General features: G+C 33.1%; 21 protein-coding genes and 2 pseudogenes. 5 read left to right on the top strand and 18 right to left on the bottom strand.

All coding sequences use genetic code 11. The features are described from left to right. Window positions 1–30: 30 nt before the first annotated feature. From HZR23_RS09170 to HZR23_RS09100, 16 genes and pseudogenes are all read right to left on the bottom strand, one after another. Window positions 31–525: a DUF2812 domain-containing protein gene (locus tag HZR23_RS09170; RefSeq protein ID WP_165913692.1), complete on the bottom strand. Its 495-nt coding sequence runs from the start codon at window positions 523–525 to the stop codon at window positions 31–33. Between the two features lie 18 nt (window positions 526–543). Further along, the gene (locus HZR23_RS09165) at window positions 544–888 is read right to left on the bottom strand and encodes a PadR family transcriptional regulator (RefSeq protein ID WP_132848634.1); all 345 of its coding nucleotides are present in this window, start codon (window positions 886–888) and stop codon (window positions 544–546) included. 207 nt (window positions 889–1095) lie between these two features. Then, window positions 1096–2052, bottom strand: coding sequence for an acetyl-CoA carboxylase carboxyltransferase subunit alpha (locus HZR23_RS09160; RefSeq protein ID WP_132848633.1), 957 nt, complete (start codon window positions 2050–2052; stop codon window positions 1096–1098). Next, window positions 2045–2863 carry an acetyl-CoA carboxylase, carboxyltransferase subunit beta gene (gene accD / locus HZR23_RS09155; RefSeq protein WP_132848632.1) on the bottom strand — a complete coding sequence of 273 codons (819 nt, stop codon included), beginning with the start codon at window positions 2861–2863 and terminating at the stop codon, window positions 2045–2047. Before accD ends, HZR23_RS09160 begins: the two co-directional genes overlap by 8 nt. A 16-nt stretch (window positions 2864–2879) precedes the next feature. After that, window positions 2880–4226 (bottom strand): acetyl-CoA carboxylase biotin carboxylase subunit, encoded by a 1347-nt coding sequence (locus HZR23_RS09150; protein WP_132848631.1) that lies wholly within the window; start codon window positions 4224–4226, stop codon window positions 2880–2882. Between the two features lie 6 nt (window positions 4227–4232). Next, window positions 4233–4703 carry an acetyl-CoA carboxylase biotin carboxyl carrier protein gene (gene accB / locus HZR23_RS09145; protein ID WP_132848630.1) on the bottom strand — a complete coding sequence of 157 codons (471 nt, stop codon included), beginning with the start codon at window positions 4701–4703 and terminating at the stop codon, window positions 4233–4235. Between the two features lie 308 nt (window positions 4704–5011). Continuing rightward, window positions 5012–7471 carry a heavy metal translocating P-type ATPase gene (locus HZR23_RS09140; protein ID WP_132848629.1) on the bottom strand — a complete coding sequence of 820 codons (2460 nt, stop codon included), beginning with the start codon at window positions 7469–7471 and terminating at the stop codon, window positions 5012–5014. A gap of 125 nt (window positions 7472–7596) precedes the next feature. Further along, a complete protein-coding gene (locus HZR23_RS09135) occupies window positions 7597–9117 on the bottom strand; it encodes a hypothetical protein (RefSeq protein ID WP_132848628.1) in 1521 nt (506 codons plus the stop codon). 171 nt (window positions 9118–9288) lie between these two features. Next, entirely contained in the window at window positions 9289–10407 is a 1119-nt protein-coding gene (locus tag HZR23_RS09130; RefSeq protein ID WP_213050204.1) for a 2-hydroxyacyl-CoA dehydratase subunit D, read from the bottom strand. 1 nt (window position 10408) lies between these two features. Beyond that, the gene (locus tag HZR23_RS09125) at window positions 10409–11656 is read right to left on the bottom strand and encodes a 2-hydroxyacyl-CoA dehydratase subunit D (RefSeq protein WP_213050203.1); all 1248 of its coding nucleotides are present in this window, start codon (window positions 11654–11656) and stop codon (window positions 10409–10411) included. Between the two features lie 31 nt (window positions 11657–11687). Further along, the gene (locus tag HZR23_RS09120; RefSeq protein ID WP_330571521.1) at window positions 11688–12497 is read right to left on the bottom strand and encodes an acyl-CoA dehydratase activase; all 810 of its coding nucleotides are present in this window, start codon (window positions 12495–12497) and stop codon (window positions 11688–11690) included. 371 nt (window positions 12498–12868) lie between these two features. Next, window positions 12869–13999, bottom strand: a complete 1131-nt coding sequence (locus HZR23_RS09115) for a 2-hydroxyacyl-CoA dehydratase subunit D (RefSeq protein WP_213050202.1) — start codon at window positions 13997–13999, stop codon at window positions 12869–12871. 1 nt (window position 14000) lies between these two features. Then, window positions 14001–14501: pseudogene (locus HZR23_RS17785) on the bottom strand (2-hydroxyacyl-CoA dehydratase); the annotation flags it as partial. A gap of 46 nt (window positions 14502–14547) precedes the next feature. Further along, entirely contained in the window at window positions 14548–15246 is a 699-nt protein-coding gene (locus HZR23_RS17780) for a 2-hydroxyacyl-CoA dehydratase family protein (RefSeq protein ID WP_330615926.1), read from the bottom strand. Between the two features lie 304 nt (window positions 15247–15550). Beyond that, window positions 15551–15970, bottom strand: a complete 420-nt coding sequence (locus tag HZR23_RS09105) for a VOC family protein (RefSeq protein ID WP_132849510.1) — start codon at window positions 15968–15970, stop codon at window positions 15551–15553. Window positions 15971–16081: 111 nt separating this feature from the next. After that, the gene (locus tag HZR23_RS09100; RefSeq protein ID WP_132849509.1) at window positions 16082–17647 is read right to left on the bottom strand and encodes an acyl CoA:acetate/3-ketoacid CoA transferase; all 1566 of its coding nucleotides are present in this window, start codon (window positions 17645–17647) and stop codon (window positions 16082–16084) included. A 371-nt stretch (window positions 17648–18018) separates the two neighbouring features. Between HZR23_RS09100 and HZR23_RS09095 the strand changes: the two genes are divergently transcribed. Continuing rightward, window positions 18019–18759, top strand: coding sequence for a VCBS repeat-containing protein (locus HZR23_RS09095; protein WP_132849508.1), 741 nt, complete (start codon window positions 18019–18021; stop codon window positions 18757–18759). Between the two features lie 68 nt (window positions 18760–18827). Here the strand turns inward: HZR23_RS09095 and HZR23_RS09090 are convergent, their stop codons facing one another. Beyond that, complete coding sequence (locus HZR23_RS09090) at window positions 18828–19991, bottom strand: aldo/keto reductase (protein WP_132849507.1); 1164 nt, start codon at window positions 19989–19991, stop codon at window positions 18828–18830. A 283-nt stretch (window positions 19992–20274) separates the two neighbouring features. Here HZR23_RS09090 and HZR23_RS09085 point away from each other — a divergent pair, with 283 nt between their 5' ends. The 4 genes and pseudogenes from HZR23_RS09085 (at window position 20275) to HZR23_RS09070 (ending at window position 21446) form a co-directional block, all read left to right on the top strand. Then, window positions 20275–20454 carry a hypothetical protein gene (locus HZR23_RS09085; protein WP_213050201.1) on the top strand — a complete coding sequence of 60 codons (180 nt, stop codon included), beginning with the start codon at window positions 20275–20277 and terminating at the stop codon, window positions 20452–20454. After that, window positions 20403–20537: pseudogene (locus HZR23_RS18035) on the top strand (hypothetical protein); the annotation flags it as partial. The gene HZR23_RS09085 and the pseudogene HZR23_RS18035, both read left to right, overlap by 52 nt. A gap of 157 nt (window positions 20538–20694) precedes the next feature. After that, on the top strand, window positions 20695–21159 hold the full coding sequence (locus HZR23_RS09075) for a transposase (protein WP_330571488.1): 465 nt from the start codon (window positions 20695–20697) through the stop codon (window positions 21157–21159). Next, entirely contained in the window at window positions 21156–21446 is a 291-nt protein-coding gene (locus HZR23_RS09070) for a transposase (RefSeq protein WP_213050200.1), read from the top strand. The genes HZR23_RS09075 and HZR23_RS09070 overlap by 4 nt, the downstream gene beginning before the upstream one ends. A 233-nt stretch (window positions 21447–21679) precedes the next feature. Here HZR23_RS09070 and zupT read toward each other — a convergent pair whose 3' ends face one another. Continuing rightward, a complete protein-coding gene (gene zupT / locus HZR23_RS09065; protein WP_132849503.1) occupies window positions 21680–22495 on the bottom strand; it encodes a zinc transporter ZupT in 816 nt (271 codons plus the stop codon). Between the last annotated feature and the right edge of the window lie 524 nt (window positions 22496–23019).

Raw genomic sequence — 23019 nt, 5'->3', positions numbered from 1 at the left:
GTTATTATTGTTTTAGTATTTCATTTTGTTTTAGTATTTCATTTTGTTTTTGATTTTATATATAGCATACCCGAGTACAATGCTTGCTAGAACATTTAATATTGTTACATTTTGTATTCCATCATGCTTAAATAAGTAATTAAATATAAACACAGATGAAGGCACTATATTTATTAGTAAGGCTCCATATAACATCTTTATAATAGATTTATTTCTATCTATTTTTGATTGATTATCCGTATATATCTCTTCAGTTTCAGAAGCTTTAGCATGTTTTCTAAAATAACGCCAAATAAACATTTTATCTATATACTCCCATCCTGCGTTTTCAAATATGTCGATATAATCTTCTGTGTCAGACACATATACAAAATCAAGTTTATAATTATAATTCTCAGGATCTCCCTTTACAAAATGATATTTAATTAGTGAACTTATTCCAACCAGATGCCATCCTGATAGTGACATGTTTCTAAGCCACTTCTCCTCTAAATCATCCTGCCACACACAAAGAAAACTTTCCAAATTGATTTATAATTTTTATTAATCATTGAAATCCTCCTGTATACTTGTAAAAATTAGTTCACCATTTAATAAAAGCTCTTTTAATCTTTCAATCTCATAATAAAGTATTTTTTTCCCTTGTTTGCTTAATTCATAGCTTTTTCTCTTATCATCATCTAATACCATAACTATTAGCTCTTCCTTTTCCATTTTAGATAATGCTCCATATAATGTCCCTGGTCCAATTTTCACCCGTCCATTACTAATACGTTCCACATACTGCATAATTCCATAACCATGACGAGTTTCGACTAAGGAAAGTAATATGTAGTACCAAGCTTCTGTTAATGGCAAATACTTTTTCACGGATTTATTCCCAAACATGATTAAAACCTCACTTCTATTTATTAGTATATTTAACTATTATATTAGTACAGCTCCCGATATATCGCTTCGCGATATATCGTTTAATGATATTGTATTCCCATTTCAAAAATTTATCAACTCTTAGAGACAATTATTTATCTTTAAAATAAAAAAAAGCCCTGTAAATACATTATTTTGTATTTTCCAAGGCTTCTAGACATAATTTTATACTTGTTCGTATACACCTATACTTCTAAGTTTTTTGTATCTTCTATCTAATAACTCATTATGAGTTAATTTTCTAAGTTCTTTTAATTCACCTAGAATGTATTGCTTCATATTATTTGCAGTTATATCTAAATCCTTATGGGCTCCACCTAAAGGCTCCTTAATTATAGTATCTATAACTTTTAAAGACATTAGGTCTTGTGCTGTAAGTTTCATTATATCCGCTGCAACTGGTGCAAGATTTGAATCTTTCCATAGAATACTTGAAAGGCCTTCTGGTGATATTACAGAGTATATTGAATTTTCAAGCATACACACTCTATCTGCCACGCCTAAAGCTAAAGCACCACCACTTCCACCTTCACCTATAACAACAGAAATAATAGGAGTTTTTAATCTACTCATCGTCATAAGATTTACGGCAATAGCCTCTCCTTGACCTCTTTCCTCTGCGCCTAAACCAGGATACGCCCCTGGAGTATCAACGAAAGTAATTATCGGTCTATTGAACTTTGCAGCCTGTTCCATAAGTCTTAGGGCTTTTCTATAACCTTCTGGATGAGGCATTCCAAAGTTTCTTCTAATGTTTTCATCTAAATCTTTCCCTTTTTGTTGCCCAATAACAGTTACAGGAATACCCTCAAACATACCAATACCAGCTATTATGGCTCTATCATTACCAAAATATCTATCACCATGTAATTGAGTAAAATCAGTTATAAGCTTTTTAATATAATCAAGGGAAGTTGGTCTTTCTTGTAGACGAGCTAGCTTAACTTTTTGCCAAGGGCTTAGATTTTCATAAACTTCTCGTTTCATATTTTCTAGCTTATTAGATAATATATCTATTTCATGAGTTAAATCTAAGCTATTATCCTTTGCAAACCCTTTAAGCTCATTTATTTTATTTTCTAGTTCTCTAATTGGTTTCTCAAATTCTAAATTGCTATTCATTTATTTCACCACCCGGACTGTGGATTTTTAATATTTTAGATAATATTTTTTTCATTTCATTTCTAGGAACAATTTTGTCTACAAATCCCTTTTCCTTTAAAAATTCAGCCCTTTGGAAGCCTTCCGGAAGTTTTTGTCTAATTGTTTGTTCGATTACCCTTGGTCCAGCAAATCCAATAAGGGCACCTGGTTCCGCAATGATTATGTCTCCTAACATAGCAAAACTAGCAATAACTCCTCCAGTTGTAGGGTCAGTTAAAACAGAAACATATAGTAACCCTTCTTCTGATAGTCTTGCTATAGCAGCAGAGGTTTTAGCCATTTGCATTAAAGATATTATACCCTCTTGCATTCTAGCCCCACCGGATGCTGAAAAAATAATAACAGGGAACCTTTTTTCGATTGCTTTTTCTACTGCTCTTGTAATTTTTTCACCAACAACTGAACCCATACTTCCCATCATAAAGTTTGGATCCATAACACATATAACACAATTATAACCGTTTATTTTACCTTCTCCTGTTATTACAGCCTCTGACTCGTTAGAATACTCAGTGGCAGTAGCAACTTTTTCAGCATACTCTGGAAAGTCTAATGGATTAGCCGTTTTCAAATCTAAATCATACTCATTAAAAGTGTTTTGATCGATTATCTCATTGATTCTATCCCTAGCCCCAAGCCTTTTAGCCTTTTCTTCTTGAGGTGTTTTAGCAATTGTTTGTTTATAGCTTTCACTCGGTAAAATTGTTCTCTGCTTTTCGGGTAAATTTATTGTTACATATTGTTTTTTACTAAAGAGATCCTTTAGCATATACACACTCCCTTACTTAACCTTTTAGAATTTCTTTTTCTATAAAAGAAGTATCTATTTTATTTTCAACAAATTTTTCATTGCTTAATATTTCTCTTTGAAACTCAATATTTGTGTCTACCCCTGTTATTACAAGCTCGCTAAGAGCTCTCTTCATCCTGTCAATAGCCTCAGTCCTATCTTTTCCCCAAACTATTAGCTTACCTATCATTGAATCATATGTAGGCGGAATAACATAACCACTATATATATGACTATCTATCCTTACACCATAACCACCTGGTGGAAAATACACTTCAATTAAACCAGGAGACGGCCTAAAGTTTTCTGATGGGTCTTCTGCATTTATCCTACATTCAATTGAGTGTCCATTAATTGTTAATTCCTCGCTGGTTACACTCAATCTTTCCCCATATGCTACTTTTATTTGCTCTTTTATTAAATCTATTCCTGTAGTCATTTCAGTAACTGGATGCTCTACTTGTATTCTTGTATTCATTTCAATGAAATAGAAATTATTATGTTTATCTAATAAAAACTCAATCGTTCCAGCATTAACATAATTAACTGCTTTTGCTGCACGAACTGCCATTTCACCCATTTTATTTCGAAGTTCTTGACTCATTATTGTACATGGAGCTTCTTCTAAAACCTTTTGATTTTTTCTTTGAATTGAACAGTCTCTTTCACCTAAATGAATTACATTGCCATATTCATCTGCTAATATTTGAAATTCTATATGTCTAGGCTCCTCTACAAACTTCTCTACATACATAGAGTCGTCATTAAATGCGACAGCGGACTCTGACTTAGCCATATTGAATTTTTCAATAAACTCATTTTCTAAATAGACGATTCTCATACCTCTACCGCCACCACCACTGGCAGCTTTGATTATAACTGGGAATCCAATCTCCTTAGCTACTTCAAAGGCTTCTTCAGCATTATTTGTAGAGCCAGGGGAACCTGGCACAACTGGTACTCCTGCTTCTATCATCGTTCTCCTAGCTTCAGATTTATTCCCCATTTTCTCCATATGATGAGCTGATGGTCCAATAAATTTTATATCATTTGCTATACACGCTTCTACAAATTTCGAATTCTCTGATAGGAAACCATAGCCAGGATGTATTGCTTCACACTTCGTAACTAACGCAGCAGTAATTATACTATCTATATTTAAGTAACTTTTTTTAGAAGGCCCTGGTCCTATACAAATAGATTCATCAGCGAAATGAACATGAACTGAATCTTCGTCTATTTCTGAATATACAGCAACCGTATGGATACCCATATCCTTACACGCTCTAATAATTCTAAGGGCTATTTCCCCTCTATTTGCAATGAGTACTTTTTTGAACATTCTTTACTACCTCCTGATTCTCATTAGGGGTTGCCCATATTCAACTATATCCTCAGCCTCCGCTAATATTTCAACGATCTCACCAGCTATATCACTTTTTATTTCATTCATCATCTTCATTGCTTCAACAATACATAAAGTCTGACCCTTTTCTACCTTGTCTCCTACCTTTACAAAAGGTGCTGAGTCAGGACTTGGAGCTCCATAAAATGTACCTACCATAGGTGATTTTATGATATGAAGGTCTTCAATTTCTTGTATGTATTTTGCATTATCTTCGTTGCCTACTTCTAACTCTCTATTAACTTCTTTAACCTTATCTAAGGTAATGGCTTCATTTATCTTCTGTGTAGTATTACTTTCAATTTTTGATTTTTTGCTTACTCTAATTACAAAATCACCTTTTTCGATTTCTACGCTTTCAACACTTGTTTTATCTATTGTTAAAATCAAGTCTTTTATATCCTTTACATCCATTAATAATGCCTCCCTAATTTAATAATTAGCACATATATTTATAAGTTTTGTTAATTTGTTAACTAGTTTTATTACTTGGTACTAATATTTGATATTATACCATATGAATAGATTTAATTCAATATGATATCAAATCTCATTAATTAATTATGTACATAAAATAGTCCTATTGTTTTAACACCAATAGGACTATCATATTTCAAGGTATATTTTATCCATTAACTCTAGTATTATTAAATTTCTACAACTTCATACAATTTTTCTACAACTAACTTTTTGGTTTTTCATTATTTGACGAATATAATTACCTAGTGATAAGGCTTAAACCTACGTAATCTTAAGGCATTACTTACAACAGATACTGAGCTTAATGCCATAGCCCCAGCTGCAAACATTGGATTTAACAAGGGCCCACCGAGTACATGGAGTAACCCTGCTGCCAAAGGTATCCCTGCTGTATTATATGCAAATGCCCAAAACAGGTTTTGCTTTATATTATTTATGGTTTTCTTACTTAATTGTATAGCTGTAACTACGTCCATTAAATCACTTCTCATTAAAACAATATCTGCTGACTCCATTGCCACGTCTGTTCCAGACCCAATTGCCATACCCACATCAGCTTGAGCAAGAGCAGGTGCATCATTTATTCCGTCACCTACCATCGCAACCTTTTTACCTGATTCTTGTAACTTCTTAACTTCCATTGCCTTATCCTCAGGAAGTACTTCAGCTAAAACAATATCTATGCCAACTTGTCTTGCAATTGCTTCAGCAGTCCTTCTATTATCTCCAGTTATCATTGCTACTTCAATGCCAATTTCATGTAGCTTCTTAATTGCCCTTATGCTACTTTCTTTTACTACATCGGCTACTGCAATTATTCCAACTAACCTACCGTTTATTGATATATACATCGGTGTTTTTCCTTCACTTGCCAACCTATCAGACTCTTGTTGTAAATCTATTTCAATATTTCTTTCATTCATTAATTTTTTATTTCCCAGGAGCACCAACTTATTATCAATACTTACCTCAATTCCATGTCCCGGTATTGCTTTAAAACTATCTACTTTTTTATGTTCTAAATTTCTTTCCTGGGCAGCTTTAACAATTGCTTCACCCAATGGATGCTCAGAGCCTTTTTCTGCCGAAGCTGAAAGTATGAGAATTTCTTCTTCAGTTATTTCATCTTTAACAATTATATCTGTAACCTTGGGTTTTCCCTCTGTTATAGTTCCAGTTTTATCAAACACTATCGTTTCAATTTTATGGGCAGTCTCAAGTGATTCTCCACCTTTAATCAATACTCCGTTTTCCGCACCTTTACCTGTACCTACCATTATAGCTGTAGGTGTAGCTAAGCCTAATGCACAAGGACATGCGATTACTAATACAGAAATAAATATTGTTAGAGCAAAAGTTATGGAATGCCCTGTTAATAGCCATAATAATGTTGAAATCACCGCGATTCCAATAACAATGGGTACAAAGTAACCTGAAATAATATCTACCATTTTAGCTATTGGTGCCTTTGATCCTTGAGCATCCTCTACAAGTTTAATTATTTGAGATAGAGCAGTGTCTTTTCCCACTTTAGTTGCTTCAAAATTTACTGAACCATTTTTATTTATGCTGCCCCCAATTATTTTATCACCTGGTTTCTTCTCTACGGGGATACTTTCACCGGTCAGCATTGATTCATCAACTGAAGTATAGCCTTCAATTACAACACCATCAACAGGAATTCTTTCTCCAGGTTTAGCCACAAGTATATCACCAACTTCTACTTCTTCTATTGGTAATATAATTTCCTTGCCATCTTGAATAACTATTGCTGTTTTAGGTTGAAGTCCCATAAGCTGTTTTATTGCCTCTGATGTTTTTCCCTTTGATACTGTTTCCAGGTATTTGCCAAGTAAAATTAGTGTAATAATCACTGCAGCTGTTTCAAAATATAGCTCCATAACCATGGAGTGATTGCCACCAATAATTTCAATTAATGCATAAACCCCGTATATGAAAGCTGCACTAGTTCCTATGGCAATTAAAGAGTCCATATTAGGGGAACCTTTGAATAGGTTTGTAAAACCAACTGTATAGAAACGGTATCCTACTAACATAACTGGTATAGTTAAAATTAGTTGAGCTAATGCAAAGTTAATATCATTAATATGAGGGTCAAAAAAACTAGGAAGTGGTGCTCCGAGCATATGACCCATTGATATATAAAATAGAGGGCTTGTGAATATCAATGAAATAATGAATTTTGTCCAAAGAGATTTTATCTCCTTTTCTCTTCTCTCCTTTTCCTTATCAATACTAATTTCCGTTTCTATTTCTAAGGGCTTGTAACCGGCCTTTTCAATTACCTGCTTTATTTTAGATATTCGTACAATGCTACTATCGTAATTTATAAATACTTTTTCTGTTGCAAAATTCACCGAAGAGCTTTCAATACCATTCAACTTATTTAATGCTTTTTCGACGGCAATTGCACAAGCTGAACAAGTCATACCAGATATAGGTATAGTTATTTCCCTTAGTGAATCTTCCTCTTGTAAGCTATATCCTAATTTTTCTACTCGTTTAAATATATCTTCTTTAGTAACTATATCTTCATCAAATGAGATCGTAAGTTTTTCAGTTGCAAAATTAACGTTTGCGTATTCTACTCCATCAAGTTTATTAAGGTTTCTTTCTACAGCATTAGCGCAAGCTGTACAAGTCATCCCATTTACTTGTAGCGTTTTAGTAGTATTTTTCATATTATCAACTCCCTCACCTATAATATACCATACCCCCCTATGGTATTCAATATGTTTTTTATTTATAGTTCAAAAACTTAAAACCCCTCACAAATATTATTAATGTAAGGGGCTAATTATACTTATTATATATTACTGACTTTTTTTCTATTTTGTGCATCTAATAATCTTAAATACATGGTTCCATATTTTTCAACAATTTTTTCAGTTGCATTGACATCAAACTCCGAACAATAATCTTTATCTCTCAAGGATATTAGATAATCGTTTATATATCGAACCAGCTTATCATTAATAATTGTATAATAAAGTGGATTTGAGGAATGTGACATTGATTTGAAGTTTTTCTTAAGGAAAATCTTTTTATTGTTTACATAGACAGATAGTTTAAATAGGTTAGCCTTATAATTCAATAGTTCATCATCCAAAATAGTAAACTTAATATCATTATTGTTTCTCATACATTCTATTACATTTTGAGCATGTATTTTTCTTTGTTCAGGGGAAAGGTTATAGCTTACCTCAGCATAGAAAATTTCCCCATCCTCAATATATTTCATAAGAGCTGATTTTAATATAATAAAATTAATCTTACTTTTTTCAAAAACCTCTTCCCAAGTAATTTGAATCTTTCTTATTAATAAATCCATATCCTCATTAAAACCTTGCCTATGGGCTTCATTAATTATTTCGGTTATTATATCTGAAGGTAGTAAGAATTCAAACCCTCTTGTTGAAAGAAATTGAAATTCATCATTTGAGTAGAACTCTGTTCTGTACCCACCCTTATCCATTCCTAAAAATTCTGCGGATTTTACTAATATATTTTCCGTTTTAAATTTGGCATTAGTATGATCATAAATACCATTAACTGTATCTATATCTGTTACAATAGTTGCTACTTCAATCATCCCATCTATATCTAAAGAACATAAAACAGCAAACTTGTCTCTTATTGCTATAATATTTAATTTATCAATTTCTTTATTATCATATAGGTCGAAATCAATATTTAAAAATTCATTTAGTAAAAAATATACTCTTGGTATATAGTAATCCGTCTTACTTTCAAACTCATTCATATCAAAGCCAACCTTAGCATTAATACGAATATCGTTAGATTTAAATTCCTCAATAATATCAAGATCTAACTGATGCGCAATTTTACATATATCCAATGTCGAAATGAAATCAATACATTGTGTCGAATTTTGAATTGTATTTTTTATTAATTCAGTTAAACAAAAAATAACATTCTTGTTACCAACGACTACCTTATTGTCTTCTAAATTTTTCTCACTTTTTTGACATAAATCTGATTTAGAGTTTTTATATCCATTTTCTAGTATGCTATATATCTGTTCATACAAAAGATCTTTATTCGATTCATCTAAGGGGTCTGATATTTCAAATAGCTTATATATTTCACCAGTTTTACCTTGTTTTATGATTTCATCAGAGAAAAACAAAGATAGCTTTGCATTAACAGTTTCAATGTTTTTAGTGGAAGGAATTTTAATATTGTTACACCATTTACTGATGTATGATATATCATAACCTACTGCTTTGGCTAAAACTGTAAATTTTGTATCAGTTACTTCTAGTAACTCTTTTATTATTAGTCCATAGCTTTTTGTACTTTTCATTTAATCCCCCCAGTATAGACCTTTTACAAAGTCTAATAGCACTTATAAAAACTATAAAAATAAATATAAAAACTATAAACCAAATTATAGTACTTAAACCGCACCAAAGTTTTAACTTTAATGCGGTTTAAATTTTTAATTATATCTAGTCAATTCCTTAGGTCTTAATAACTATTCCATCTCAGCAAAACTTTGTACTCTTGTTTTAATTTGCTCAAATGAAGTTGCTTCCATATCTACTTCTAGATATAAGCTCTTAACTCCTGCTTCTTCAAACTGCATATAGTAGATTGGGTAATCGAACTCTTCTGGATCACAGAATTTCATCATACATACTACTACTGCATCTGCATCATATTTTTTAACCATATCCATTAACATTGGTCCTCTTGTTTTGTGAACATCTGTTGCTAATGAACATCCTTCAAGATCTTGCCACCATTTTGCTAATCTTAGCATTGGGTCGTCACCTTCTGGAACGTCATGTCTAAATTGTCTTGACTCTTGTGCTAAATCGTCTGCTACTACAGTGAAGCCGTTCTCTTTGAAGATTTCTAAGATTCCGTATGGCTCAGCTACGATACCTGTTAAAACAACTTTTTTACCTGTGATTTCTTCTGTTGGTTGTTGTTTTAATTCTGCCATTAATTCTTTAACTAATGCAGTGTGCTTAGATTTTTCCATAAACCATCTTGATTTAATTACTGCATGACGTGTTACTGGGTCTAATGTTTTAGGGTAGCTATTTACTAAGTCTGAGAATTCTCTCATTGCACGACGGTTTTCGTTGTACACTTCTATACTGTTTGTTAATGCTTCGTTAGTAATTTCTGTTCCTAATATTTTCTCTAACTTCTCTTTTACTATTTGGTATTCTGTAACTAAGAATTTGTTAGCAGATTCTAATCCTCTATTTTGTGGATGTGTAAATACGATGGTTTCTGAAGTTCCTTTCCATTTTTGGCTTAGACACTTTAATGTATCACATGGAACTGAGAATAATACTGCTTGTAAATCATCGTATACACCTTCTATTTGCATTTCCATTACGATTTGCATGATTGAACAGGCAAATGCTGGTAAATATGCTCTAGCTTTAGATACGCTTCTTTTTCCACCCCAGATACCGATAGGTAGGAATCCAGCTGCATAAATTAATTCCTCTGGAGCGTATACAGGCATTACACCTACTGCGCCTTTTCCAGTTTCTGCTTTAAAATCTTCCATTGCTTTTTTAGGGTTACTAGCAATACTCATTAATTCATTTAAAATAGCCTCTACTCTACTCATATTATTTACCCTCCTCATCCATCATTTCTGCTAATGCTTGAACACGTGTATCGAACTGTGCCGGAGCGAAGTTACGAGGATCTGTTTGGTCTCCATCAAAGCTTACGTATGGTAGTCCATTTTGTTGTTGTAATCTTTCTCCTGTTTCTACGTTTAAGAAACTCATTAACTTACAACTTCTATTTAAGTGGTATACTATTCCATCACATTGTCCTTTATCGATAATATCGCTAAGAACTTTAACTTTATTATCTATACAAGTATTAATGTAGATTCTTGTATATGCTTCAGCCATAGAACTCATGTCGCCTACTTCATAAGATAGGTTCCATAGTCCTGGATAAGCTGAACCTGTCATGATTGAACCTTGGTTTTTTAATGTTTTGAAAGTATGTCCTAAATGTGGCCATACTGCAATACCTTCCCAAGTTACACGAGTCTTTTCATCGCCTTTAAATGCATATACTCCGTTTGCTAAGTTTTCTTCTAACTCATCAGCAAATTTTTTGAAAGTCTCTTCTGCATAGCTTCTACTTCTTGCACAAACGATTAATGCCATGAAGCTGAATAAGTCAAAACCGTTTAATGGAGATGGCTTATGAGTTAACATTGATGCAAGTCTGTTCCATTGAGCTACTGATCTTTGAGTTTGCTCTTGAACTTCTCTAAATTTATCATAATCAAATGGTTTCCCAGTTATATCTTCTAACATAGCAATTGCTTCTCTAAATTGATCTGCTATATAGTCTTTTGCATATTGAGGAATTGGCATTGTATGGTTAAATGGTACGTCTATCACGATACATGGGATGTTTAACTCTACTGCAATGTTTTCATACCATTTTAATAATGTGTTACAAATGTTGTTACAAGTAATTACTAGATCTGGAAGTGGTACTCTAGCTGCTGGAGATTTTGCTAGTACGTCTGGAGTTTCTCCTAATAAAGCTTCTTGCTTTAATAATTCCATGAATCCAAGGTTTACTCTTGCATATGAACAGATGTCTAGGTTGTATCCTTTTCTATCTGCTACGTCTAACATGTCTAGTGCACCTTTTCTTGCACCAATACCAGCTGCATGTGTCTCTGGGTATACCATAGCGATATCCATAGTTACACAAAACTCTGGTGGAGCTACTGACGCTGACCAACAAACAAGTTTACCTTCTTTCTTGGCTTGTCTTGCTTCTTCGTCTAACTTTTCCTGATAATACGCTAACATTTGTTTTGCATTCATATTTTCAGTCATTTCATAATCCCCCTTTTTTTATATTAATTGACTATTGACTTTCTTTAATCAATTGTTCATAAGCAAATAGTGCAGCTCCAAGAGCCCCTGTTATTTGTGGGTTTGGCGCTATAGTTACAGGTTTTTTAAGCTCTCTACTGATAGCTCTAACTACCCCTGCATTTTTTGCAACTCCACCACACATAACTATATCTTCTTCTAGTCCTGTTCTATATGCTAGACCACAGGCCTTTGCTGCTACGGATTGATGAACCCCAGCTATTATATTTTCTTTTGCTACATTCTTAGATAATTGTGATATTACCTCAGATTCTGCAAATACAGTACAAGTACTACTTACAGTAGCTACTTCTGTAGCTCTAGCATCATAATCTTGCATTTCTTCAAGCTCTACTTCTAGTACCCTAGCCATTACATCTAAGAAACGTCCAGTTCCAGCTGCACACTTATCATTCATAAAGAACTGCTTAACGCCACCATTACTATCAAGTCTAATGGCCTTTGCATCTTGTCCACCTATGTCGATGATTGTTCTAGCAGTTGGCACTAAAAACGCTATTCCCTTAGCGTGACAACTAATCTCACTTATTTGTTTATGAGCTTCTTCAATTGCAAATCTTCCATAGCCAGTCGCTACAATTCTGTCCATATCTTCAATAGTTAATCCTGCACTTTCAAGTGCTTGACTAATTACTCTCTTTGGTCCTGATGATCCAGTTCCAATTTGTATAACTTCTGCAGCAATAATTTTTACACCATCTTCTAATATAACTACTTTAGAAGATGCAGAACCAATATCGATTCCCATCGTAAGCATAAACTTTGATCTCCTTCCTAGCATACTATATAGACCCACCCCTGTAGTGGACAGGCGGTCTGTCCAATAACTACAGAAATTCATCGATCTTCTTACTTTTAAATCACATATTAATGATATTATAACACTTATATTTCCATTGTACAATAATGTACAAATTTTACAGAAAATAAAGAAGGTTTTAAATTTTTACGCTTATTACTTAATGACATACTAATAGCATTGTCATTTAATACTCTCATAATTGATTTTATACTATATTTTATAAATATGAAAGATAAAAATAATTGAATTTGGTGAAAATTTTAACTGAAAGTGATTATTTTTGAATTTTATAAAATATATGGCTCAAGATAGTATTATCTTAAGCCATATATTTATTCATATTTTTTATATTAGTTAGTTACTAAACCCATTTCAGCAAAACTTTGTACTCTTGTTTTAATTTGCTCAAATGAAGTTGCTTCCATATCTATTTCTAGATATAAGCTCTTAACTCCTGCTTCTTCAAACTGCATATAGTAGATTGGGTAATCGAACTCTTCTGGATCACAGAATTTCATCATACATACTACTACTGCATCTGCATCATATTTTTTAACCATATCCATTAACATTGGTCCTCTTGTTTTGTGAACATCTGTTGCTAATGAACATCCTTCAAGATCTTGCCACCATTTTGCTAATCTTAGCATTGGGTCGTCACCTTCTGGAACGTCATGTCTAAATTGTCTTGACTCTTGTGCTAAATCGTCTGCTACTACAGTGAATCCGTTCTCTTTGAAGATTTCTAAGATTCCATTTGGCTCTGCTAAGATACCTGTTAAAACAACTTTTTTACCTGTGATTTCTTCTGTTGGTTGTTGTTTTAATTCTGCCATTAATTCTTTAACTAATGCAGTGTGCTTAGATTTTTCCATAAACCATCTTGCTTTTACTACTGCATGACGTTTTACTGGGTCTAATGTTTGAGGATAGCTAGATACTAGGTCTGAGAATTCTCTCATTGCACGACGGTTTTCGTTGTACACTTCTATACTGTTTGTTAATGCTTCGTTAGTAATTTCTGTTCCTAATATTTTCTCTAACTTCTCTTTTACTATTTGGTATTCTGTAACTAAGAATTTGTTAGCAGATTCTAATCCTCTATTTTGTGGATGTGTAAATACGATGGTTTCTGAAGTTCCTTTCCATTTTTGGCTTAGACACTTTAATGTATCACATGGAACTGAGAATAATACTGCTTGTAAATCATCGTATACACCTTCTATTTGCATTTCCATTACGATTTGCATGATTGAACAGGCAAATGCTGGTAAATATGCTCTAGCTTTAGATACGCTTCTTTTTCCACCCCAGATACCGATAGGTAGGAATCCAGCTGCATGAATTAATTCCTCTGGAGCGTATACAGGCATTACACCTACTGCGCCTTTTCCAGTTTCTGCTTTAAAATCTTCCATTGCTTTTTTAGGGTTACTAGCAATACTCATTAATTCATTTAAAATAGCCTCTACTCTACTCATATTATTTACCCTCCTCATCCATCATTTCTGCTAATGCTTGAACACGTGTATCGAACTGTGCCGGAGCGAAGTTACGAGGATCTGTTTGGTCTCCATCAAAGCTTACGTATGGTAGTCCATTTTGTTGTTGTAATCTTTCTCCTGTTTCTACGTTTAAGAAACTCATTAACTTACAACTTCTATTTAAGTGGTATACTATTCCATCACATTGTCCTTTATCGATAATATCGCTAAGAACTTTAACTTTATTATCTATACAAGTATTAATATAGATTCTTGTATATGCTTCAGCCATAGAACTCATGTCGCCTACTTCATAAGATAGGTTCCATAGTCCTGGATAAGCTGAACCTGTCATGATTGAACCTTGGTTTTTTAATGTTTTGAAAGTATGTCCTAAATGTGGCCATACTGCAATACCTTCCCAAGTTACACGAGTCTTTTCATCGCCTTTAAATGCATATACTCCGTTTGCTAAGTTTTCTTCTAACTCATCGGCAAATTTTTGAAAGTCTCTTCTGCATAGCTTCTACTTCTTGCACAAACGATTAATGCCATGAAGCCAATAAGTCAAAACCGTTTAATGGAGATGGCTTATGAGTTAACATTGATGCAAGTCTGTTCCATTGAGCTACTGATCTTTGAGTTTGCTCTTGAACTTCTCTAAATTTATCATAATCAAATGGTTTCCCAGTTATATCTTCTAACATAGCAATTGCTTCTCTAAATTGATCTGCTATATAGTCTTTTGCATATTGAGGAATTGGCATTGTATGGTTAAATGGTACGTCTATCACGATACATGGGATGTTTAACTCTACTGCAATGTTTTCATACCATTTTAATAATGTGTTACAAATGTTGTTACAAGTAATTACTAGATCTGGAAGTGGTACTCTAGCTGCTGGAGATTTTGCTAGTACGTCTGGAGTTTCTCCTAATAAAGCTTCTTGCTTTAATAATTCCATGAATCCAAGGTTTACTCTTGCATATGAACAGATGTCTAGGTTGTATCCTTTTCTATCTGCTACGTCTAACATGTCTAGTGCACCTTTTCTTGCACCAATACCAGCTGCATGTGTCTCTGGGTATACCATAGCGATATCCATAGTTACACAAAACTCTGGTGGAGCTACTGACGCTGACCAACAAACAAGTTTCCCTTCTTTCTTGGCTTGTCTTGCTTCTTCATCTAACTTTTCCTGATAATACGCTAACATCTGTTTTGCATTCATATTTTCAGTCATTTATTAAGCCCCCCTCTTATTTTTTAAGGTGATATCACCCTACTTGCTTCTTGATTTCGGAACTGACGTATTTATAATAAGCAAATAATGCGGTTCCAAGAGCCCCAACTATATGGGTTTTGTTCAATAATTACTTGATGCTTCAAACTACCTTAGGATTTATCCAACAGTTTGTATGTATTTACAAGTATTGCTTTTATTAACAGACATTCTTGTGAATTTTTTATCACACTAAGCCAATCGGATAGGGTTAACATTATTTCTGTTAACCCTTTTATCCATTTCTTAATGATAAAAACAAACCTTAATCTCTTTGAATTGGAGCAACAGTTTGTACGTATTCAACTAGTATTCCTTGAGTATATTTAGGTCTTACGAAGTTTACTATAATATCACTTGTTCCCGGAACAGCACTACCTTCAAGCATTTCAATGCCTCTACTTTCGAAATCTTGACGTATAGCTTCAACATCTTCACACTCAAAAGCGATATGAGCAATACCACCTTTTCCATTATTGAAGTTTTTAAGTACGCTACCTTCTCTAGGAATAATTAACTCTACTGGACTTTCATTCTCAGTATACTTTGTAAATATTAAATCCGCTTGATAAGCCTCAACGAATCCTTTATAATCTACTTCTAAATCGAAAGTCTCTAACCATTTATAAGCAGCTTCTAATGTAGGTAGTATAATCCCAACGTGATGCATTCTCATAGGTTTCATTTTAATTTCCCCCTCACATCTTGTTTATTTAAAATTTACATATATAGTCGGTTGGGATTAACAGTATTGTTAATCCCTTCCAATTATAGTTATATTATATACTTATTTTCCTTATTTTGCTAGACCCATTTTTTCTTCTCTGAATAATCTTGGATCCATTTCTTTTAGATTTTCAGAAATTTCTGGTTTAAATTTCATTAAATCTAAAATTTGTGTTTGAATATCGATTCCAGGAGCTACTTCAATTAAACATAGTCCTTTTTCAGTTAATTCAAATACACATCTTTCAGTTATATATAGTACAGGTTGTTTGTTTTTATTAGCACGTTTTCCACTGAATGTAACTTGTTCAACCTGTTCAATAAACTTAATTTCTCTACCTTCTTGGTTTATTACTAATTTCCCATCTGCGATACTAGTTTTTAGTCCGCCAGCAGTAAATGTTCCTAAGAAGAATACTTTTCCAGCATTTTGAGTAATACTTATGAATCCACCACAACCTGCTAATCTAGGTCCAAATCTACTTACGTTAATGTTACCAAATTGGTCACATTGAGCTAATCCTAAATAAGCTTGATCTAATCCACCACCATCATAGAAGTCGAATTGATATCCTTGATCTATAATTGCATCTGGGTTTAATGCTGATCCAAATCTAGATCCACCTTGTGGTATTCCACCGATAGTACCAGACTCAACTGTTAAAGTCATGTAATCTGAAATACCCTCTTCACCAGCAACTGCTGCAATACCTTCAGGCGCACCTACTCCTAAGTTTACAACTGTGCCTTCTCTTAATTCCATAGCTGCTCTTCTTGCTAGAATTTTTTTGGCGCTTAATGGCATTGGAGCTGTCTCGCCTACAACCATTCTTTGCTCTCCAGATATTCCTGGGTTATATGGATGTCCTAATGCTTGCTCGTGGTCCTCTGGACTAGCAACTACAACTGCAGTTACATAAGCTCCAGGTATTTTAACTAGTTTTGGGTTTATTGTTCCAGCCTTTACTATTCCTTCTACTTGAACAATTACAGTTCCTTTATTGTTATATACTGCTTGAGCTATTGAAAGTACTTCAGTAGTAGCAGCCTCTTTATCTAATGAGACATTACCAAACTCGTCCGCATAAGTTCCTCTAATAAAGCAAATATTTACAGGGAAAGTTCTATAGAAAAGTTTTTCTTCTCCATCTACTTCAATTAACTGGATTGGATTCCATCCAGAGTCAATAGCTTTTTGGTTTACTTTTCCACCAGTATTTCTTGGGTCAACAAATGTATCTAGTCCTACGTGAGTAATAGTTCCAGGTCTTTTTCCAGCCATATCTCTAATCATAAATACTGTGCCACCTTGAGGTATGTTGAAGGCTTCCATCTTATTCTCAACGGCCATTTTACCTAAGCTAGGAGCTGTACCATAGTGAGCTAAAACAGCTCTTTTAAGCATACCCTCATGAGCATAGTGATCTCCACCTCTTGTACCACTTCTATCTCCTTGAGATGAGATGTAGAAAAGAGTTAAATCCCTAGGATGTCCAGTTTCTAAGAATTTTTTCTCAATTGTTTTGCTTAATAATTCAGGGTTACAGTTACCTACAAATCCACTTGTGACAAGGGTGTCACCATCTTTTACCAAATCTACAGCCTCTTGAGCTGTTAAAACTTTGACTTTTTTCATTTTGAATCCCCCTCATTCTTTATACTATTGCTTGAATTCTAATTAACTTCCCAAAACCATTTTATTATTTTTGCAAGAGTAAATAAATCGAACGAGCTTGACTGTTCTTGATTGGATTTTGTCAAATTTGAATTCAAAAATTCAAGTCAATTCAAAACACCCTCAATTATACAAATCTGCAACATTTTAATTTTAGAATAAATCATTTATTAAAATTCTTCAGCATTCTTTAAAATATTTATTCTACGTATTATTTTAGTCTAAAAACAGCAAAATAATTAATATTTTGTTGTCTCAGTATTTCCACAACCATTACACATCCCTTCTTAAATGCATATAATGTATCAATATTATTTAATGGAGGGATTGTAATGTTTCAACATATTCATAACAATTTAAATTATTTAGCTCCAATTATACTATCATCAGCTATCGGGGATGTAAATGGTGATCGAGTACCAGATAAGGTATATTTAACTGGAGTAAAAACTATGGATAGTTTATTTATTCAAAAGATAACCCTTGTAATTCAAGATGGTCAAACGGGAATAGTAAATTATGTACCCCTTAAATCTGACTCCGGATACAATCCTACACTTTTCCTAGGTGATTTTACTGGAAATAAAGTGGATGACATTTTTATTAGCATAGCTTCTGGTGGTAGTGGTGGAATAATGTATTATTATATCTATTCCTATTTACACAATAAACCTAATTTGTTATTTGATTATAATATATTTAACGATTTATATAAGTATAAAGTAACCTACGAGAACTATTACAAAATTAGAGTTACTAACACCACTTTAGGCACGGAATTTATAATAGATATTTCAAATAGGGATAAAAGCTACTTAGAAGAAATTTATGATCCAAGTGGTAAGCTAAAAGCTCCAATCGAAGGTTTTGTTAGCCCACTTAGCGGTTTATATCCTGTGGACTACGATTCCGATAGAGTATATGAACTTCTTGCATACCAAAGAATCTCTGGCCAATACGCAGCTGATGCCCTTGGATATGTGCAAACAATTATGAAATGGAATCATCTACACTTTACACTAGTTGATCAGTTTGTAGCTATACTAGGTAATAAAGTGACAGTAATATATTAAAAGTAAAAATAAAAGCTAAATACAAAAACTCCCCTTTGGGAGTTTTTAAGTTAATTTATTTTTTTTTACTAAAGTTTCATAAACCTTTTTATGAAAAATCTTGCTGGTTTATAATAAAAGCCTTCCATTGATTTTGTTACTTTAGACAATTCTTCTCTTATAGATATTTTTTGTGGACAATGTTTCTCACATATTCCACACTTGGAACAAAGAGATGCGTTATTAGCTTTAGTTTTTAAACTAGTATTCATTATATATTTCCCAACTGCCATTATTTTTCCCTCAATAATTCTATCGTTATAGCAGGAAAAGCAAGTAGGTATGTCAACCCCCTTTGGACATGGCAAGCAATAATTACAGCCCGTGCATGGGATTTGAATTTTTTCATTCAAAATTTGCCGAACTTTTTTAAATAGTTCAAAATCCTGTTCTGTAAATGAATTTGCTCGAACTTCTGAAGCTGCTTTAATATTTTCTTCTATCATTTCTTGTGAGTTCATACCGGATAAAACAGTTGTTACCTCAGGATGATTCCATATCCATCGTAGTGCCCATTCCGCAGGTGATCTTTTTGCATGTGCATTTTCAAAGACTTGGTATACCTCCTTTGGTAGACTTGTAACTAACCTTCCACCTCTTAAAGGCTCCATAATCATTACCGGAAGTCCCTTTGAAGTTGCATATTCCAAACCATTTTTACCAGCCTGGTTATTCTCATCTAGGTAATTGTACTGTATCATACAAAATTCCCAATCATATATGTCTATTAACTTGATAAACTCTTCTCTTCCCCCGTGATATGAAAACCCAATATTAATTATTTGGCCTTTTTTCTTTTTTTCATCTATCCATTTTAATATGCCTATCTCGACTAACCTACTCCAAATATTTATATCTGTTAACATATGTATGAAATAGTAATCAATATAGTCTGTTTGAAGTCTCCGTAATTCTTCATTAAAGACTTTATCTAAATCTTCATAAGTTTTTATAAAATAGGGTGGCATTTTAGTAGCTACTTTTACTCGCTCTCTGTACCCTTTAGCAAGAACCCTACCTAATATAACTTCGCTATTTGGATATATATATGCAGTATCAAAATAATTAACTCCATTTTCTATTGCATATATTATCTGTTTTTCCACTTCTTTTTCATCTTTTGCAAAACGCATACATCCAAAACCAAGTATCGAAAGTTTATCATTATTTCTAGGATTCACCCTATAATTCATATGGTCACTACCTTTCAAAAATCGCTAAATAACTTATAATACAATATTTTCAGATAAAATCAATTACTATATACCATTATAGCCTTTTATTTTAAACCTGGCACTATTAAGCGAGTAAATTTCATATTTCACAATAATTGAATTTTCTAAATTGTAGCTAAAGCAAAAAGGGGTTTCACCCCAACATGTCGAATTAATTAAGTGCAACCAAAATCATCCGAAAAGGAGTAAAACTCACTTAATGTATATTCGACAAATGTGTCTAATTTCCTTTGAGCAAATCATGGAATATCAGCAAGAAACAAAATTAGAAATGATATTATCCCAAATTAATGTTTCAAAGATAGCTAGTTCTATGAGAAAATGTTTTGGTACTAAAGGTCCAAAAGGTAACGATCCTTTTAGCTTTATATATGCTTTAATAGCTATGCAGGTAGAAAAATACAAACTATTAAATACTTAGTTTTAAGCTTAAAGAGAAACCCAGTATTAAGATACTGCTGTGGATTTGATGTTCTTGGGGTGGTACCATCCGAATCTACATTTAGTAGATTTTTGGATAAAATAACTCAAAATTCTGAGTTAGAATCCTTATTCCATCAATTAGTTTTAAAAGCAAAAGGTCTAAGCATTATCAATGGAGAGCATATTTCTATTGATTCAACAAACTAGATTCTATTAAGCACCAAAACCTAAAAAACATATTATTGATGACGGTACTAACCCTAACTGGAGGATGAAAAGAGATACTAATGGTAAGAAAATCAAATGGTGTGGCTGGAAACTGCACATAGTATGTGATTCTAAAAGTGAATTGCCACTAGATATTCTTATAACTCCTGCTAGTGTCTATGATGGTACAGTCACTATAAAACTAATACAAAAATTCCTTAATAACTATAGGGATGTTTTTGCTCCAAACTATTATGCTATGGATTCGGGATATGATTTTGAATATATCTACGAAGCTATAACTAATGATTTTAATGCTACTCCCTATACTGCATATAATCATAGGGGAAGTTATGCTCCACCAGAAGGATTAGATGAGGATTTTGATCCCATTTGTTCAGGTAGATACAAATTAGTTTACTGGGGCAAAGATAAAAACTTTCTTAAATTTAGGTGTCCACATGCAGTAGGAAGATGTAATTGCCCCACGGCATGAACTGGTGCTCTTCATCTAACTATGGCTACACTTTGAAGGTAAACTATAAAGCTAACCCAAGGAAGTATGGGTACCCGCTACGCTCATCTACTGAATGGAAGATTCAATATAATAAGAGGACTTCCGTAGAACGCTTAAATAGTAGACTTAATGAGAGTCTTAATGTTGACAATATTAGATCTAAAGGAATTAAGAAAGCAAAAATACATGTGCTATTAAACTGTATATCTTTAATTGCAGGGACTATAGCATTAAATTCTAGTAAAAAACTAAAAAATGTTGCTTAATAAATTTATAAAGAGAGGGAAATTGATCATTAAACAAAATTTTAAACCTAATAATATCTCACATTCAAATTAGCACTTTGTGATTTTAGATTAATACTTTTTGTTTTTTTGAAGTAATAATTTTAATTATGCAATTTCCTCAAGCAACAAAATTAACAATTCTATCATTATAATAAACAAATAAAAATGCCAGAGTTAACTAACTCATGGCACTTAATATTTAAAATTCAACTTTAAGCGAGTAACACCAAACTAATAGCCATAATAATCATGCCTATCACAGTACCGTATACAGACAGATGATGATCTCCATAATCTCTGGCTGCTGGTAATAGTTGATCTAGTGAAATAAATACCATTATTCCACCTACCGCTGCAAATATAATTCCAAAAATTGTTTCACTCATAAATGGAGCTAATATTAAATATCCCACTAACGCCCCTATAGGCTCTGCTATACCTGAAAGAAAAGAGTACTTAAAGGCTTTGAGCTTATCACCTGTTGCATAATATATCGGTATAGATACGGCAATCCCCTCCGGAATATTATGAATAGCTATTGCTATAGCTATACTAATCCCCAGAGTTGGATCTTGAAGGGCTGAAATCAACGTGGCGAAACCCTCCGGAAAGTTATGAATTGCTACAGCTAATGCGGTGAAAACACCCATTCTCATTAATCTGCTTTTATCTTCAGCAACTTCTTCAGCAACAGTAATACTCTCTGAGTTTTTTTCTTCTGGTGTCCCTTCAAAACCGGGTATAAATTTGTCTATTAAGGCAATGAAGAGCATTCCACCGAAAAATGATATGATAGTAACCCAAGAACCCAGTACAGTACCCAACTCAGAAGTTAGTGATTCCTGGGCCTTAAAAAAGATCTCAATCATAGATACATATATCATTACCCCAGCAGATAAACCTAAAGATAAAGAAAGAAATTTTTTGTTTGTTTTTTTTGTAAATAGTGCTATAGCGCTACCAAGCCCGGTAGACAATCCCGCTAATAATGTTAAGCTAAATGCAAATAATAGCCCCCCACCTTCCATAATATAACCTCCTACTATAAATATTAAGTGACACCTTAATACCAAAGTATGAGTAATATTGAATAATTGTTACAATCTATCTTAATAATAACTATAACTAATTTTTTTATCTTAGCAGGTACTAATTCAAATTAATCTACTTAATCTTTGGGAAAAGAATAAAAATTGCTAGTCTCTAAGATGTACAACAGACTCAGCTATAGATTGACTAGTCGCTGTTATAATATTGTCTAGCATCATGATCACAAACATTTATACAAAGTCCAAGTCTATGCATTTTTCGGGCTCAATATTAATTATATTCAACCCATTTGAAAATTCGCTACATTTTCACCTATAACCGGATATCCATCAATACATTTATTGCACCCAATGCAATTTTCTTTAACTGTAAATATTAATTGCTCTTTAATCATATATTCTGCCCCTCGAATTGTAGATTTACTAATTTAAAAACATATTTCCCAAATATATACATCTCTCTATTCTACTAAGACATATAATCATTTGAAAACATTAATGCT

Origin of the sequence: Serpentinicella alkaliphila, assembly GCF_018141405.1 — a bacterium.
In the GTDB taxonomy this organism is placed as follows: domain Bacteria; phylum Bacillota; class Clostridia; order Peptostreptococcales; family Natronincolaceae; genus Serpentinicella; species Serpentinicella alkaliphila.
Note: the sequence above shows the minus strand (reverse complement) of the source record. Positions and strands in the feature narration are given on the sequence as shown.